This window comes from Gracilibacillus sp. HCP3S3_G5_2, from assembly GCF_052063305.1.
In the GTDB taxonomy this organism is placed as follows: domain Bacteria; phylum Bacillota; class Bacilli; order Bacillales; family Amphibacillaceae; genus Gracilibacillus.
The window spans coordinates 174220-189754 of the sequence record NZ_JBQHXU010000008.1 but is presented as its reverse complement, the minus strand read 5'-3'; the positions used below and the strand labels follow the sequence as shown (position 1 = coordinate 189754).

General features: G+C 35.1%; 17 protein-coding genes. 16 read left to right on the top strand and 1 reads right to left on the bottom strand.

What is annotated here, in order from left to right:
• Positions 1-12: 12 nt before the first annotated feature.
• The gene (locus ACTNEP_RS13490; protein ID WP_441162539.1) at positions 13-975 is read right to left on the bottom strand and encodes an asparaginase; all 963 of its coding nucleotides are present in this window, start codon (positions 973-975) and stop codon (positions 13-15) included.
• 103 nt (positions 976-1078) lie between these two features.
• Between ACTNEP_RS13490 and prsW the strand changes: the two genes are divergently transcribed.
• From prsW to spoIVA, 16 genes are all read left to right on the top strand, one after another.
• Entirely contained in the window at positions 1079-1735 is a 657-nt protein-coding gene (prsW, locus tag ACTNEP_RS13485; protein ID WP_441162538.1) for a glutamic-type intramembrane protease PrsW, read from the top strand.
• 233 nt (positions 1736-1968) lie between these two features.
• Positions 1969-2841 (top strand): spore cortex-lytic enzyme, encoded by an 873-nt coding sequence (sleB, locus tag ACTNEP_RS13480; RefSeq protein ID WP_441162605.1) that lies wholly within the window; start codon positions 1969-1971, stop codon positions 2839-2841.
• An 18-nt stretch (positions 2842-2859) separates the two neighbouring features.
• Complete coding sequence (gene ypeB / locus ACTNEP_RS13475; RefSeq protein WP_441162537.1) at positions 2860-4194, top strand: germination protein YpeB; 1335 nt, start codon at positions 2860-2862, stop codon at positions 4192-4194.
• 109 nt (positions 4195-4303) lie between these two features.
• Complete coding sequence (locus tag ACTNEP_RS13470) at positions 4304-4951, top strand: flagellar brake protein (RefSeq protein ID WP_441162536.1); 648 nt, start codon at positions 4304-4306, stop codon at positions 4949-4951.
• 21 nt (positions 4952-4972) lie between these two features.
• The gene (gene cmk, locus ACTNEP_RS13465) at positions 4973-5644 is read left to right on the top strand and encodes a (d)CMP kinase (RefSeq protein ID WP_441162535.1); all 672 of its coding nucleotides are present in this window, start codon (positions 4973-4975) and stop codon (positions 5642-5644) included.
• 4 nt (positions 5645-5648) lie between these two features.
• Positions 5649-6242: a lysophospholipid acyltransferase family protein gene (locus tag ACTNEP_RS13460; RefSeq protein WP_441162534.1), complete on the top strand. Its 594-nt coding sequence runs from the start codon at positions 5649-5651 to the stop codon at positions 6240-6242.
• A gap of 83 nt (positions 6243-6325) precedes the next feature.
• Complete coding sequence (rpsA, locus tag ACTNEP_RS13455; protein ID WP_441162533.1) at positions 6326-7471, top strand: 30S ribosomal protein S1; 1146 nt, start codon at positions 6326-6328, stop codon at positions 7469-7471.
• A 164-nt stretch (positions 7472-7635) separates the two neighbouring features.
• A complete protein-coding gene (locus ACTNEP_RS13450) occupies positions 7636-8235 on the top strand; it encodes a YphA family membrane protein (protein WP_441162532.1) in 600 nt (199 codons plus the stop codon).
• The gene (locus ACTNEP_RS13445) at positions 8232-9116 is read left to right on the top strand and encodes a YIEGIA family protein (RefSeq protein ID WP_441162531.1); all 885 of its coding nucleotides are present in this window, start codon (positions 8232-8234) and stop codon (positions 9114-9116) included. The genes ACTNEP_RS13450 and ACTNEP_RS13445 overlap by 4 nt, the downstream gene beginning before the upstream one ends.
• Before the next feature lie 5 nt (positions 9117-9121).
• Positions 9122-9307, top strand: coding sequence for a capping complex subunit for YIEGIA (locus ACTNEP_RS13440; RefSeq protein ID WP_441162530.1), 186 nt, complete (start codon positions 9122-9124; stop codon positions 9305-9307).
• A 133-nt stretch (positions 9308-9440) separates the two neighbouring features.
• Positions 9441-10751, top strand: a complete 1311-nt coding sequence (gene der, locus ACTNEP_RS13435) for a ribosome biogenesis GTPase Der (RefSeq protein WP_441162529.1) — start codon at positions 9441-9443, stop codon at positions 10749-10751.
• Positions 10752-10762: 11 nt separating this feature from the next.
• Entirely contained in the window at positions 10763-11803 is a 1041-nt protein-coding gene (locus tag ACTNEP_RS13430; protein ID WP_441162528.1) for an NAD(P)H-dependent glycerol-3-phosphate dehydrogenase, read from the top strand.
• 58 nt (positions 11804-11861) lie between these two features.
• Positions 11862-12122 carry a stage VI sporulation protein F gene (locus ACTNEP_RS13425; RefSeq protein WP_441162527.1) on the top strand — a complete coding sequence of 87 codons (261 nt, stop codon included), beginning with the start codon at positions 11862-11864 and terminating at the stop codon, positions 12120-12122.
• Positions 12123-12478: 356 nt separating this feature from the next.
• Positions 12479-12679 (top strand): DUF2768 domain-containing protein, encoded by a 201-nt coding sequence (locus tag ACTNEP_RS13420; protein WP_441162526.1) that lies wholly within the window; start codon positions 12479-12481, stop codon positions 12677-12679.
• A 22-nt stretch (positions 12680-12701) separates the two neighbouring features.
• Entirely contained in the window at positions 12702-13430 is a 729-nt protein-coding gene (locus tag ACTNEP_RS13415; RefSeq protein ID WP_441162525.1) for a hypothetical protein, read from the top strand.
• A gap of 373 nt (positions 13431-13803) precedes the next feature.
• Positions 13804-15282, top strand: coding sequence for a stage IV sporulation protein A (gene spoIVA / locus ACTNEP_RS13410; protein ID WP_441162524.1), 1479 nt, complete (start codon positions 13804-13806; stop codon positions 15280-15282).
• Positions 15283-15535 lie beyond the last annotated feature (253 nt).

Sequence of the window (15535 nt, the reverse complement as noted above, 5' to 3'; positions counted from 1 at the left end):
TAAAAAAGATAACTAATCTCTAAATGCTTTCATTAATTCTTGGTGGGACGCACCATTCTCTAATAAAAGCATTAGCTTCAAACGCGCTTTAGGCCCATTTAAGTGATTAGCAAAAATGACTCCTTCTTCAAGCAATGTACGTCCTCCACCTTCATATTGATAAGTAGGTTGTACAATCCCTTTATAGCAACGGGATACAAATAAAACCGTTACATCCTGTTTAATCAAGCTCTTGATAGAAGGGACAATTGCAGGAGGGACATTTCCTTGCCCTAATGCTTCAATAATAAGTCCGTCAATCTTAGATGGTTGAATACATGCTAAAATCTCGTTAGACATACCAGCATACGCTTTTAAAAGTAGGACATTTTTAGTTATATGCTGAGTGGGGATTGTTTCATGGTGATATGTTTTTTGATAAAAGTAAACATCTTGTTTTGTTAGCATTCCAATAGGTCCAAATTGTGGACTTTGAAAGGTTGCAATATTACTAGTAGAAGTTTTTGTAACATATTGAGCTGTGTGTACTTCATCATTCATAACAACTAATACACCACGATTAGAAGACTTTGGATTTGATGCTACACGAATCGCACAGATCAAATTATATAATCCATCTGAACCAATTTCGTTACTTGATCTCATCGCACCTGTAAACACAATAGGGATACTTGTTTTGACACACAAATCAACAAAATACGACGTTTCTTCTAATGTATCTGTACCATGTGTTACAACAATTCCATTATAGCGATTAGTCTCGATTTTTTCCTTAATAAATTCCGCTAATGTCAGCATATGTTTTGGTGTGATATGTGGTGATGGTAAGTGAAACAAGTTCACTTCTTCTATAGGAAAAGAGTATAATGGTTCCATTTTAGACAGTGGATGTGTTTCTGTCTCTACAACACTTCCATCTTGATTCTCTCTCATAGAAATAGTGCCACCTGTGTGGATAATTAACGTTTTTTTCATTATGTTTCCAACTTTCTTTCGATATAAGTTTTACAACATTAATTAAAAATTTCACTTGATATTATGCCATAATTTCTGGGAGATAGAAAGTAGGTGATAGCTGTTGTTTGCTCTAATATCCGTTTCCATTGCTCCGGCATTTGCTTTATTATCGTTTTTTTATTTGAAAGATGAATATGAACTTGAGCCGATTTATGCCATTTTTCGTACATTTTTATATGGAGCATTACTAGTGTTTCCAATTATGTTTATTCAATATGCATTTCAAGAAGAGGGCATCGCACAATCCGCTTTTTTACAATCTTATTTTGTCTATGGATTATTTGAAGAATTTTTTAAGTGGTTTATCTTTATTTTTACAACCTATAAGTATTCGAAATTTAATACTGTATATGATGGAATAGTTTACGGCGTATCCATTAGCTTAGGTTTTGCAACAGTTGAAAACATTCTTTATTTATTTGCCCATGGGATTGAATATGCATTTAGTCGAGCAATTTTTCCTGTATCCTCTCATGCGTTATTCGGAGTAATAATGGGTTATTATTTAGGGAGAGCAAAATTCTCCAAGAACAATGAACGCTTATCACTTATGTTAGCTCTTTTATTACCTACTTTTTTACATGGGACATATGATTTTATATTGGAATCTATTGAGAAACAATGGGTATACGGGCTTATTCCATTTATGGTTGTATTATGGTTACTGAGTCTTAGAAAAGTAAAAGTTGCCAATGAAATGAGCCAGCACCAAGTTTGAAAATAGATAGGCAGAACCTCCTTACTCGCACCGAGTAAGGAGGTTTTTCCTTTTGTAATGTGGAAATCAAGAGAGTACCACATTCCTGCTAAGGAAATTTCGCTTTCTGGAATTTAACATTTTAAAATGAATAAATTTCAATTTTTATTAAAAGCTATCCATAACAATATGTTACTTAGATATTATTTTTGGAGGTAGCTTTGATGAAAAAAAAGATAACAGTTTGTTTGATTATGTTCACAATAGGTTCTTTTTTCTTCATTGACGAAAAAGACAATATATTACATGGTTTTTCCGATCAAGTAGTCCAGCATGGTGCTACAGGAGATGACGTCATTGAATTACAAGCAAGGCTTCAATACTTAGGATTTTATAATGGAAAGATTGATGGGGTATTCGGCTGGGGTACCTATTGGGCATTACGTAATTTTCAATACGAATTCGGTTTGGAAATAGATGGATTACTTGGTGAGGAAGCCAAACAAAAGCTCGAAAAGGCAAGTGAATTTGACAAAGCCTATGTGCACGAGCAAATTCAGAAAGGAAAGAAATTCACACACTATGGCGGAATGGACAATGCCAAGCAAACCGAACCAGATCCAGGAAACCAAGGTTCGCAAGCTGAGGGTGGCCAGCAAGGTCAAACTCAACAGGAGCAGCAACAACAGGCTGATAATCAACAAGCTCAAGATCAGCCAGAAGCAACGGAGGAAGATTTAGAACCAACTGCTGTAAATGTACCTCAAGGTTTTTCTCAAAATGATATACAAATCATGGCCAATGCAGTATATGGTGAAGCTCGAGGTGAACCATATGAAGGTCAAGTTGCTGTTGCAGCGGTAATTTTAAATCGGGTCGAGAGTTCTACTTTTCCAAATACGGTATCGGGGGTTATATTTGAACCTCGTGCCTTCACAGCTGTGAGCGATGGACAAATTTGGTTAACACCAAATGAAAGAGCTAGAAATGCAGTATTAGATGCAATAAATGGTTGGGATCCTACTGGGGAGGCACTTTATTATTTCAATCCTGATACTGCTACCTCAGGATGGATTTGGTCACGACCACAAATAAAGCGAATAGGTAAACATGTATTCTGTATGTAATTTTTTGGAGGTGAAAATATGTTCCGTTGGACACTTATTACTGTCTTAAGTATAGCAATCATTGGTGTCTCCGTATGGGGATATCAAGAACATCAAGAGAAAAATGCCATCTTGATTCAAGCTGAAAATAATTATCAACGATCTTTTCATGATTTAGCCTATAATATAGACCTTCTACATGATAAAATTGGTTCTACTTTAGCAATGAACACTAGAAAACAACTATCACCCCAACTGGCTGAAATCTGGAGATTAACATCTATGGCTCACAACGATGTTGGGCAATTACCACTAACTTTATTGCCATTTAATAAAACGGAAGAATTCTTGCAACAAATGGGTGACTTTAGTTATCGTACAGCAGTAAGAGATTTGGATCAAGAACCATTATCTGATGATGAGGTTGAAACTTTACAGTCTCTTTATGAAATGTCGGGAGATATAGAATATGAATTACGCAAAGTTCAAAACATGGTGTTAAATGATAATTTAAGATGGATGGATGTACAATTGGCCTTAGTAAATAATGACGAGCAGGCCGATAACACCATAATTGATGGCTTCCAGACAGTTGAAAAAACAGTCGAAGGATATTCAGAAGGTAAACTGAATGCAAGCTTGATGGGGACATCTAGTAAAAAGGATGGTTACGCCATACTAGGCGATGAAAAAATCTCTGAAGAGGAAGCCAAGGAAAAAATGAGATCATTGCTTAGAATTGATGAGGATACAGAATTAAATGTTGCAACAACAGGTGATGGTGCTAATGTTCCCTTATTTAGCGGATCTTTTAAACAAGATGAAAAAACAGGGTATATTGATGTAACACAAAATGGTGGCTATCCAATTACTTTAATGATTAATCGCGAGGTAAATGAGTCAAAGATTAGTTTGCATGACGCCATGCAAGAAGCGAAAGATTATTTAGCTGAGCTAGATTATACCTCTGAGCTCGCATTAATTGAGAGTAACCAATATGACCATGTCGGTGTCTTTCAATTTGTACCTCAATATGATGATGTCTGGATCTATCCTGATGCCATCCAAATCAAGGTCGCATTAGATAATGGTGAAGTACTTGGTTTTGTTTCAAAGGATTACCTAGAGAATTATCATGAGAGAGAAATACCAGAACCTGAGCTTTCAGAAGAAGAAGCACGCGACAATGTTAATCCTAATTTGGAAATCCAAGAACATCATCTTGCAATAATCGAAGATGATATAGGAGAAGAAGTGCTAACATATGTATTTTTAGGAACGTTAAATCAAGACACTTACAAAATCTTCATTGATGCATCTGATGGAAATGAAGTGAGAGTGGATAAACTGAAACAAGCAGAAATTAAATATTAAAAAGTAAGAAAGAAGGACTTTTCCTTCTTTCTTTTTTTTGCGATAATAAGGAATGAACTAATCCCCTATTTTCATTTTCCAAAAATAAAGCAGAGAAAGAGGATGTACATTGATTAAAATCGGCACATTTTTGCAGGTGGAACAGGTTGAAAAAGAGAGTAGAACCTACAAATGTAGGATAATTGATACAAAAAAAGGTAAAGTTTATATTGATTACCCAATTGATGAAGGAGCAAAGCATCCAGATATTTTCCGTGTTGGCACACCATTACATATTCACTTTATTGAAAATAATTCTTTATTTAGTTTTCCAAGCGAAATCATTGGTAAAGCAAAGTTAAATAATATACCAACACTTATTCTTTCGTTTGAATTAAACAACTTAAAGCAAATTCAACGTCGAGAATTTGTTCGAGTGGAAACGTTATTGGATGTATCCGTACAAAGTATAGAAAATAAGTTTACGCCCATTACGACAGTGACCCATGATATTAGTGGTGGAGGATTAGCCATATTAGTAGGAAAAGACGATAATGTAAATCAGGGCGATTTACTTGATATAATGTTAGTATTACCATTGGATAACAAGCTAGAATATATTCATATCATTGGGAAAGCTGTCCGAATACAAGGGAAAAAAAAGGAAAAAGATATTCTGTCTGTGAAATTTGATGATATTGATCTGCGCGACCAGCAATTAATTGTCCAATACTGTTTCACAAGGCAATTAGAAGATCGCAAAAAAGGTTATTTGTAAAGAGAAGGGTAGGTAATGATAATGCATAACAGAAAGTTAGCCATTGCAATAGATGGCCCAGCAGCAGCAGGAAAAAGCACTGTAGCAAAAATAGTTGCTAAAAAATTAGGTTACATTTACATTGATACAGGTGCAATGTACAGGTCGTTAACCTATTCTGTACTAGACAATCAGATCGATATAAATAATACTGAATTGGTTATTGGACATCTCCATGACATTATTATTGATATTAATGCTGATCAACAAGTATTTATTAATCATCAGAATGTAACAGATGCTATTAGAACAGAAGAGGTTTCAAAAAACGTCTCTGCTATTGCTTCTATACCTGAAGTAAGAGAAGAAATGGTTAAAAGACAGAAAAAACTTGCAGAAAAGCGAGCCGTTGTTATGGATGGAAGAGATATTGGAACCCATGTCATTCCAGATGCGGAAGTAAAAGTTTTTCTAATCGCTAGTGTGGAAGAAAGGGCAAAAAGAAGACATACAGAAAACGTCCAAAAAGGTTTTCCTTCTGACTTGGAGCAAATAAAGCAAGACATTGAAAAGCGAGATAAAATGGATTCAGAAAGAAAAGTATCACCGCTAAAAAAAGCAGATGGTGCTGTCGAAATTGATACAACTTCTTTATCGATAGAAGAAGTCGCAGAAAAAATATTATCTTTAGTAAATAACAAGATGAGGAGTTAGAAACATGAGTTTTTATCAATTTGCAAAATTTGTAGTGAAAGCTTATTTAAAACCAAAGTATAAAGTGAAAGAAATAGGTACCGATAATATTCCAACAGAAGGACCTGTTATTATTTGTGCTAATCATATTTCCAACTACGACCCACCTATCGTTGGTATTACCTGTCCCAGACCTATCCATTTTCTTGCTAAAGAAGAATTATTTAAAAATAAAATTTTTGGATTTATCTTAAAGCATGTTAATGCAATAGTATTAAAACGTGGAATGAACGATCGTAATGCGTTAAGAAAAGGACTTGAAGTATTAAAAGAAGGAAATGTTTTAGGACTTTTCCCAGAGGGAACGAGAAGTAAGACCGGGGAATTAAAAAAAGGTATGGCAGGAGCAGGATTTTTTGCATTGCGTTCAAAAGCAACCGTAATTCCTTGTGCGATTGTTGGTAGCTATGAAAGTAAAGAACCGCTTAAGGTTATCTATGGTAAACCAGTAGAAATGGATACTTTGAGACAAAATAAGGCATCAGCGCAGGAAGTGACGGATGTAATAATGAATGAGATTAGGAATATTAAAGAAAATCATGAAGATTTGAATATATAACTTGACAAATCACGCTAAATGTTAGAAGTTAGAAAAAAGCACATTTTATGTTTTTGTGTTGGAAATCGAAGGAGGTCTTTGTCATGGATGAAATCAATCAAGAAATTTCTGAGATTAAGGAACTTTCAGTAGGTGATATTGTACAAGGTAAAGTGGTCAAGGTAGAAGATAAACACGTACTTGTCGATATCGGATATAAAGTAGAAGGGATAGTTCCAATTAGTGAACTCTCGGCACTTCGTATAGAAACAGCTAGTGACGCAGTTAGTGAAGGTGAACAACTTGAATTACAAGTAAAAAAAGTAGAAGACGAAGAAGTTGTGTTATCGAAAAAAGCAGTAATTGCTGACAAAGCTTGGGAAGACTTACAGGAAAAGTTTGAAAATAATGAAATTATTGAAGCTACAGTCCGTGACGTTGTCAAAGGTGGCCTTGTAGTAGATGTTGGTGTCAGAGGTTTTATTCCGGCTTCATTAGTGGAAACCCACTATGTTGAAGATTTTGCAGACTACCAGGATAAATCGCTAACATTAAAAATTGTAGAATTAGATAAGGAACAGAACAGAATTATTTTATCTCACCGTGCTGTTATTGAAGAAGAAGAACAAAGGAAAAAAAGTGAATTACTTGATTCTCTTCACGAAGGTCAGGAAATCGAAGGGACAGTTCAACGAATTACCGACTTTGGTGTGTTTGTAGATATTGGTGGATTGGACGGTTTAGTACATATTTCACAACTTGCACATACACATGTAGAAAAAGCTTCCGACGTTGTCTCTGAAGGTGATACGCTCAAAGTGAAGGTGCTATCAGTTGATAAAGAAAATGAGAGAGTTTCATTGTCTCATAAAGCAACGCTACCTGGTCCTTGGGATGATATTCAAGAGAAAATTTCCGTTAATGATGTTGTAGAAGGTACTGTAAAACGGTTAGTTAACTTTGGAGCTTTCGTAGAAGTATTGCCAGGGGTGGAAGGTCTCGTTCATATTTCACAAATCTCTACAGAGCATATCGGAACACCGGGTGAAGTGTTGGAGGTTGGACAGACCGTCAATGTGAAAGTACTTGATGTCAGTGAAGAAGATAAACGTATCTCACTAAGCATTAAAGAAATTGAAGAAGAGAAAAACCAGCAAGAAATAAAGCAATATGAAAGTGATGATGACCAATCAGGCTTCCAATTAGGGGATATGATTGGAGATAAATTGAATAAATATAAGGAAGATTAATTATTAAAAAACATGCTACGATTAGTAGCATGTTTTTTAATTTGCTGAAGTGAAAAGTCGTAACAACAAGCTAATCATCCTTAATAGTTCTCACCTTCTTTTCTTCCTATCAAATAAAAGGTTTAAAAGCGGGAAAATCGTCCATACTGTTAAAGGTGATGTCTATGTATCAATATTTAACCATCTATTTATGTTGGGTATTGTGGTGTTTTGTTACTTTTTTTATGTCCGAACCACGTAAGCGGTATACATATTCGGTCGTATTACTCTTGTTTTTAATATTACTACCTCATGAACTCATCATCATTGATTTGCCTATGAATGTCGCATTTCTTTTCCTATTAGCTTTTAGTGTGTTGGCAACTATCCAAAGCAAACTGACAATTAAGCAGTATTTTTCTATTTTGTTGATAAGTTATTTGTATGCTATTTATTTCATTTGGCGGATTACATCTCCAATTCTGAATGATTTTTCATTTGTGGTTATGGCTGTTATTTGTGGTTTCTTAATGTTGCAAATTTGCTCAAGAATGATACATCAGCAAATGATCATAATAATTGCAGGATTAAGCTTTGGTCAACTTCTGTACAGTATTATCTGTAGAAGTTATCACTTACAATATACGATTAATGATACGTATTTTTTTAGTATCTTATTTTCGATCTTATTGCTAGTTGCTATCCAGCATAGTTGGGAGTTTATCATATCCAAAATAGAGAATGTTGTTAAAATGGTAGAATTTAAAAAGAGGTGGAACTGGTGAATGAATACACTTATCCTATTCTATTTGGAATTATTATAGGTACCGTTGCACGTTTTGTTATGTTAAAAACGGATTATCGTCAGTACCCAACCTATTTACATGGGAAAATTATTCATTTGGCTCTAGGTTTTATTGCAGCAAGTCTTGGGGCAGTTGCTGTACCAGCGTTAATGGAGAAAGAATTCACAGCTGTTACTTTCTTAACAATTGCAGCGTCTCAATTTAGAGAAGTTCGAAACATGGAAAGAGAGACACTGACAGAAATGGACAGCTATGAATTAGTCCCGAGAGGTAATACATATATTGAGGGTATCGCTATTGCTTTTGAGAGTAGAAATTATTTAGTGATCTTCACATCGCTATTAGGAACGTTAACTTACTTAGTGTGGAATATTTATGTAGCAATAGTAATTACAATAATTTGTTATCTCATCATTCGTAAATATATGAGTGGATCTACTCTTGGAGAGATTGTAGAAATTGAACATGCACCGGTATCATTTGATGGAGCAGGTCTATACGTGGACAATATTTATATTATGAATATCGGTTTACCGGAACGACAAGAAGAAATCTTGAAGTATGGAATGGGTTTTGTACTAAAACCAAAAACCTTCGATGTCCGCTCTTCGATTGCAAATTTAGGTCAAAGACAGGCTATTTTGCACGATATTTCTGTTTCGCTGGGGGTATTTAGAGATTCTGGAACCCCTGCGTTAGTGCCTCTTATTAAACGTGACTTAGATGACGGCCGTATAGGGGTATTTATCTTACCACAAAATAAGGATTTAAATCAGGCAATACAAGTTCTTAAATCAGTGCCAGTCTTAGAAAATGCTGTTCGAATGCCATCAGAATCTAATTCGAAAAATAAGGAGTGAGATTGATGGAATTAGAAAAAGCCATTCTGGCTACCATAACTACCAATGCTAATAAGGTAACAGCAGGCGCATCCATTTTTATCTGTGACGATAAGGAAGAAATGGACAAAGTCGCTGCTAACTTAGAAGCTATATTAGATGGAATCAGTCATGCCCTTAGTGATGAGTTATATATTATTGTTAAACATTAGATAGTATACAATAATAATATTATGTTAACTTTTTATAAATTAACTTGTTTTATTTATCTTAATTGTGGTAATTTAGTAAAGTAAAACAAACAGGAACAACTTAGTAAATTAATTTTAGGAAGGATGTGCCTTCATGAGAAGTTCAGTTGTAGCAATAGTTGGAAGGCCAAACGTAGGAAAATCAACTATTTTTAATCGGCTTGTAGGGGAAAGAATATCTATTGTGGAAGATATTCCAGGAGTAACCCGAGATCGAATTTATGCAGAAGCAGAGTGGTTAAATACCACTTTTCGTTTAATAGATACTGGTGGAATTGAAATCGGTGATGAGCCGTTATTAATTCAAATGCGAGAACAAGCAGAAGTTGCTATTAGAGAGGCTGACGTCATTATTTTTCTCGCAAATGGAAGAGAAGGGATTACTGCGGCTGATGAAGAAGTTGCTAAAATATTATACAAGTCAAATAAGCCTGTAGTATTAGCCGTAAATAAGGTTGATAATCCGGAAATGCGTGAGCAGATTTATGAATTTTATGCTTTAGGTTTTGGAGAACCTCATCCTATCTCAGGTACCCACGGTCTTGGATTAGGTGATTTATTGGATAGTGTGGTCGAACTTTTTCCAGAGAGAGAGAATCAACCAGTAGATGAAGATGTTATTCATTTTAGTCTGATTGGGCGACCAAATGTCGGTAAATCCTCTTTAGTTAATGCAATTTTGAATGAAGAACGAGTAATTGTCAGTGATATTGCAGGAACAACACGTGATGCTATAGATACGAATTTCAGTAAAGATGATCGTGATTATGTCATAATTGATACTGCTGGTATGAGAAAAAGAGGAAAAATCTATGAAACTACCGAAAAATACAGCATATTAAGAGCGCTAAAAGCAATTGAGCGATCTGATGTTGTCCTTACATTAATTGATGCAGAAACAGGTATTATTGAACAAGATAAAAAGATTGCTGGTTATGCTCACGATGCAGGTAAAGCTGTTGTAATTGTTGTCAATAAGTGGGATACTATTGAGCAACATGACCAAGCAATAAAAGAATTTGAGGATAATGTGAGAGCCCACTTCCAGTTTTTGGATTATGCACCTATTGTATACTTATCTGCTAAAACGAAAAAGCGAATTCACACACTTTTACCGAAAGTAGTACAAGCAAGTGAGAATCACACGAAGCGGGTTGAAACAAACGTGTTAAATGATGTAATAATGGATGCTCTAGCAGTTAATCCGGCACCTACAAAGCATGGTAATAAACTAAAAGTGTTATACGCAACACAAGTGGCAGTTAAACCACCAACATTTGTAGTGTTTGTTAATGATCCGGAGCTAATGCATTTTTCATACGAACGGTTCCTTGAAAATCAAATACGTGAGGCTTTTGGTTTTGAAGGTACACCAATTAAAATATATGCTCGGAAGCGAAGTTAGAGGTGATAGGTATGTCAAAAGTAGCTGTTCTGGGGGCAGGTAGTTGGGGCACAGCACTTGCAATGGTTTTATGTGATAATAATCACGATGTAAGACTGTGGACGCATAACCAGGATCAACAGCAAGCGATGGAAGTGGAGAAAAAAAATCAAAAATATTTACCTGATATTCTACTTCCCGACTCATTAGCCATTTATGCTGACCTGAGTGAGGCTGTTGAACAAGTAGATGCCGTAGTGTTAGTCGTCCCAACAAAAGCAATAAGAGAAATCTGTCAAAAATTGAATAGGGTCTTGGATCATAAAGTGGTTATTATTCACGGCAGTAAAGGGATTGAAACCGACAGTCATTATCGTATTTCAGAAATGATCCAAGAGGAATTATTAGGGCATTTATATGAAGATGTTGTTGTTTTATCGGGTCCGAGTCATGCAGAAGAAGTTAGTGTTAAGCATCCTACAACATTAACAGCTGCCTCTGAAAATACTGAATTAGCAGCTTATTGTCAAGATTTATTCATGAATCATTATTTCCGTGTTTATACAAGTAAGGATATTATTGGCGTAGAATTAGGAGGAGCTCTTAAAAACATTATCGCCCTAGGAGCAGGTATTTCGGATGGATTAGGTTATGGTGATAATGCAAAAGCAGCTCTTATTACAAGAGGTTTAGCTGAAATTTCCCGCCTGGCAACGATCAAAGGTGCTAATCCTTTAACCTTTATCGGTCTGTCTGGAGTTGGAGATCTAATTGTTACCTGTACAAGTGTTCACAGCCGTAACTGGCGTGCGGGTAACCTATTAGGAAAAGGGATGCCTTTACGTGATGTTCTTGATAAAATGGGGATGATTGTAGAAGGTATAAGTACAACAGAGGCAGTATATCAATTATCCAAAAAAGAGAATATTGAGATGCCGATTACTACCGGAATATATGATGTTATTTATGAAATAAGATCTCCAAAAGAAGTAGTGGACGACCTAATGACAAGAAACCGAACGAATGAAGTGGACGACATTTCATCATTACTTATAAATAGGCGTACGGATTAACTGTTTAACTCCTCCATGCATACTATAAAAATGACTATAGTAGTTAGGAGGAGTTAATTTGAGTGATTTTAAACAAAATATGTTTGATCAGATCCAGAAAAAATCAAATGTCCAGCCTGATCAAATTATGAAGGTAGCACAATCTGTACAGAACGCCGATTTTTCTGATGAAAAAACAGTGAGACAATTAGTCAAGCAATTATCCAAGCTTGCTGGAAAACCAGTTTCCAAACAAAAAGAAGATAAAATTGTGAAAGCAATTACGAATAATAATATGCCTAAGGATATGAATACATTAAGTAAATTATTTAAAAACTAACATTATAGGCACATGAGGATGCAAGGGTACATTGCTTCGCATACAATAAATCGCACAAGCATTCACTTTCAGGGTGATGATGGGTATTTATTTAGTCAAAACCGGAGTAGATTTTGCCCCTACTACTTCGGTCTTTTTTATTTTGTTCTAAACTTTATAATAGCATTCCTGTATAAGCACAGGCTAATTGATTTCTGCTTCTTTATAACTTTTTTGAGTTGGTCGATGCATGCCTGACTTTCGCATGCACTGTAGAAATAAAAACAATTTCCTGCTCTTCTAGACAAAAAAATTTATGTTATAATATGTAACGGTATATTTCTTTTTATAGAATTGTTAGAAAGGGTGAATGTCAGTTGTCAGATCCGTTGATGAAAATGTGGATATCATTTGGAGGCATGGGTGCTCTTATACTATCCATGGTTTTAATTTTACTTAGTAGATATAAATTAAAAGGAATTCTATCAGGTATTGTGGCATTTGTTGCCTATATCTGTTTAGTTATAGGTGGTATTATAATCGCTTTAGTGGTTATTAGTGGACCATCAACAGCCTGATAAGGAGGATAGCCAAAACGTAATGTTACATAAATTAATTGTATGCACCTTTAGTATTATTTTATTGACAGGTTGTATGTACCCATCTGATAATCTCAGTCAAAATCAAATTGATCATGATACACAGTTACAAGTAGTCCAAAATAGTATTGATCAATATGCAGAGCAAAATAACGGTATGCTGCCGATTATAACGAAGGATAGTGATACACCTTTATATCAAAAGTATGTCATTGATTTTAGTATACTCAAGCAGGCAGGGTTTATTCAAACGATTCCTGGTACAGCTTTTGAAAGTGGAGGTAGTTATCAATATGTACTGGTTGATGTCGAAGAAAATCCAACAGTTAAAGTCATTGACTTGCATTTGGCAGACGAGCTTAGGAGCATTCAGCAACGATTAACGATCTATCGTGATGAACACACATACCCTCCATTTGGCGATAAAGTGGAAGACAGGGTTTATGAACTAGATTATCAGGAGCTTAATTTAGATGCACCTCCAACAGTAAACAGTCCATATTCTGATAATAATTTGCCTGTTTATATTAGTAGTGATGGTCAATTATTGGTCGATTATCGAATAGAACTTTATCAAGCTTTACAGGCTAAAGACCACTCCTATATTAATGGAGAGGATATCAGACCTTTATTAATAGAGGAGCATCCAGTTGTTCCTGCATATAGTATTCCTTACACCGTAGAAGACAATGAACCGGTCTTTGCACCTGATATTGAAGAAGGATGGTAATACAATCATCTAGCTAAAAAACTTATCCTTATGAGGGTAAGTTTTTTATTTTACTATAAAAATGTACAAAAATAGAACTGTGAATTAGCCCTTTTGCATATTAACTACTTTTTTCATTTAGATAGGAAGTGTCGTATTTGTTGATCCCCATATATTCGGCTTAGCATAAAAAAGCTTTTCTAATTTTTTGAGAATAAACAATTTACTTACATCATATGTTGGAGATAGAACTGGATAATCCATATGGCGTATATACCAGGAAAGTTTATTTAATATGCGAATATTTAGCATAAATTAGTAGGACAACATCATAGAATAGAATTGTCAAAGATTCGAAGAAATGATGAAGTCGAATAGATCGGGAGGGGATCATTTGGAAAGGGTAGATATCTTCAAGGATATTTCAAAACGGACGAATGGTGATATTTATTTAGGTGTAGTTGGAGCAGTTCGGACCGGTAAGTCTACATTTATCAAAAAGTTTATGGAAAAGATGGTCTTACCTAATATGACGAACGAAAGTGACCGATTGCGTGCACAAGATGAATTACCACAAAGTGCTGCAGGAAAAACAATCATGACCACTGAACCAAAATTTGTGCCCAATCAAGCCGTGTCATTAACAGTTGAAGAAGGGTTAGATGTAAATGTCCGATTAGTCGATTGTGTCGGCTATACTGTTAACGGTGCCCAAGGCTTTGAAGATGAAAATGGACCGCGTATGATTCATACTCCTTGGTATGAAGAACCAATTCCATTTCATGATGCTGCAGAAATTGGCACGAGAAAAGTAATTCAAGAGCATTCGACAATGGGTATTGTAGTTACGACAGATGGAAGTATTGGAGAAATACCTAGAGAAGATTATGAAGATGCTGAATCACGCATTGTAGATGAATTAAAAGAAGTTGGTAAACCTTTTATCATGATTATCAATTCTGTACAGCCTTATAATCAGGAAACGGAACTATTAAGGCAAGATCTTTCGGAAAAATATGATATTCCAGTACTGTCGATGAGTGTCGAGAGCATGACTGAACACGATGTTAACAATGTACTAAGAGAAGTACTATATGAATTCCCAGTACTTGAAGTAAATGTAAATTTACCAAGCTGGGTGCTAGTTTTAGATGAATCGCATTGGTTAAGACAAAATTATCAAATTGCTATTGAAGAGACTGTTAAAGATATTCGCAGATTAAGAGATGTAGACCATGTAATAGGTCAATTTGATCAATTTGATTATATTCAGCAGGCATCACTTGCAGGGATTGAAATGGGTGAAGGTATAGCGGATATTGATCTGCATGCACCTGATCAGTTATATGACCAAGTATTAAAAGAAATTGTTGGTGAGGAAATCAGAGGCAAAGATCATTTACTTCAATTGATGCAGGAGTTTACAAACGCTAAAAAAGAGTATGATCAAATTGCTGATGCTTTAAAAATGGTAAAACAAACAGGATATGGTGTAGCTGCTCCAGCATTAACTGATATGGCATTAGAGGAACCAGAAATTATCAGACAGGGATCGAGGTTTGGGGTTCGATTAAAAGCCGTGGCACCATCCATCCACATGATAAAAGTAGACGTTGAATCTGAGTTTGCACCAATTATTGGTACTGAAAAGCAAAGTGAAGAATTAGTCCGATATTTAATGCAAGATTTTGAAGAGGATCCATTGTCCATTTGGCAATCAGACATTTTTGGAAGGTCGTTAAGCTCAATTGTAAGAGAAGGAATTCAAGCGAAGCTGTCTCTCATGCCTGAAAATGCTAGATTCAAACTTAAAGAGACCTTAGAGCGAATCATCAATGAAGGATCAGGTGGATTGATTGCAATCATTTTATAAAAAAAGATTGAAAAAGCGTTAATGTATCAACATTACGCTTTTTTATTTTGCATAAATCGTTAAATATTTGGCAATAATAGGTAATAGTTATAAATCTTATGACCTAATTACTAAAAATATCATGAAATCAACGTTTGAAAACACTTGCATCCCTATTTAACATGTGATAACATTCATGATAACTTATCAGTAATTGGAGAAAAAAATAATTTTTTCTCTATGAAAAGCGAATAATTGTTGAATTATCTTTCAT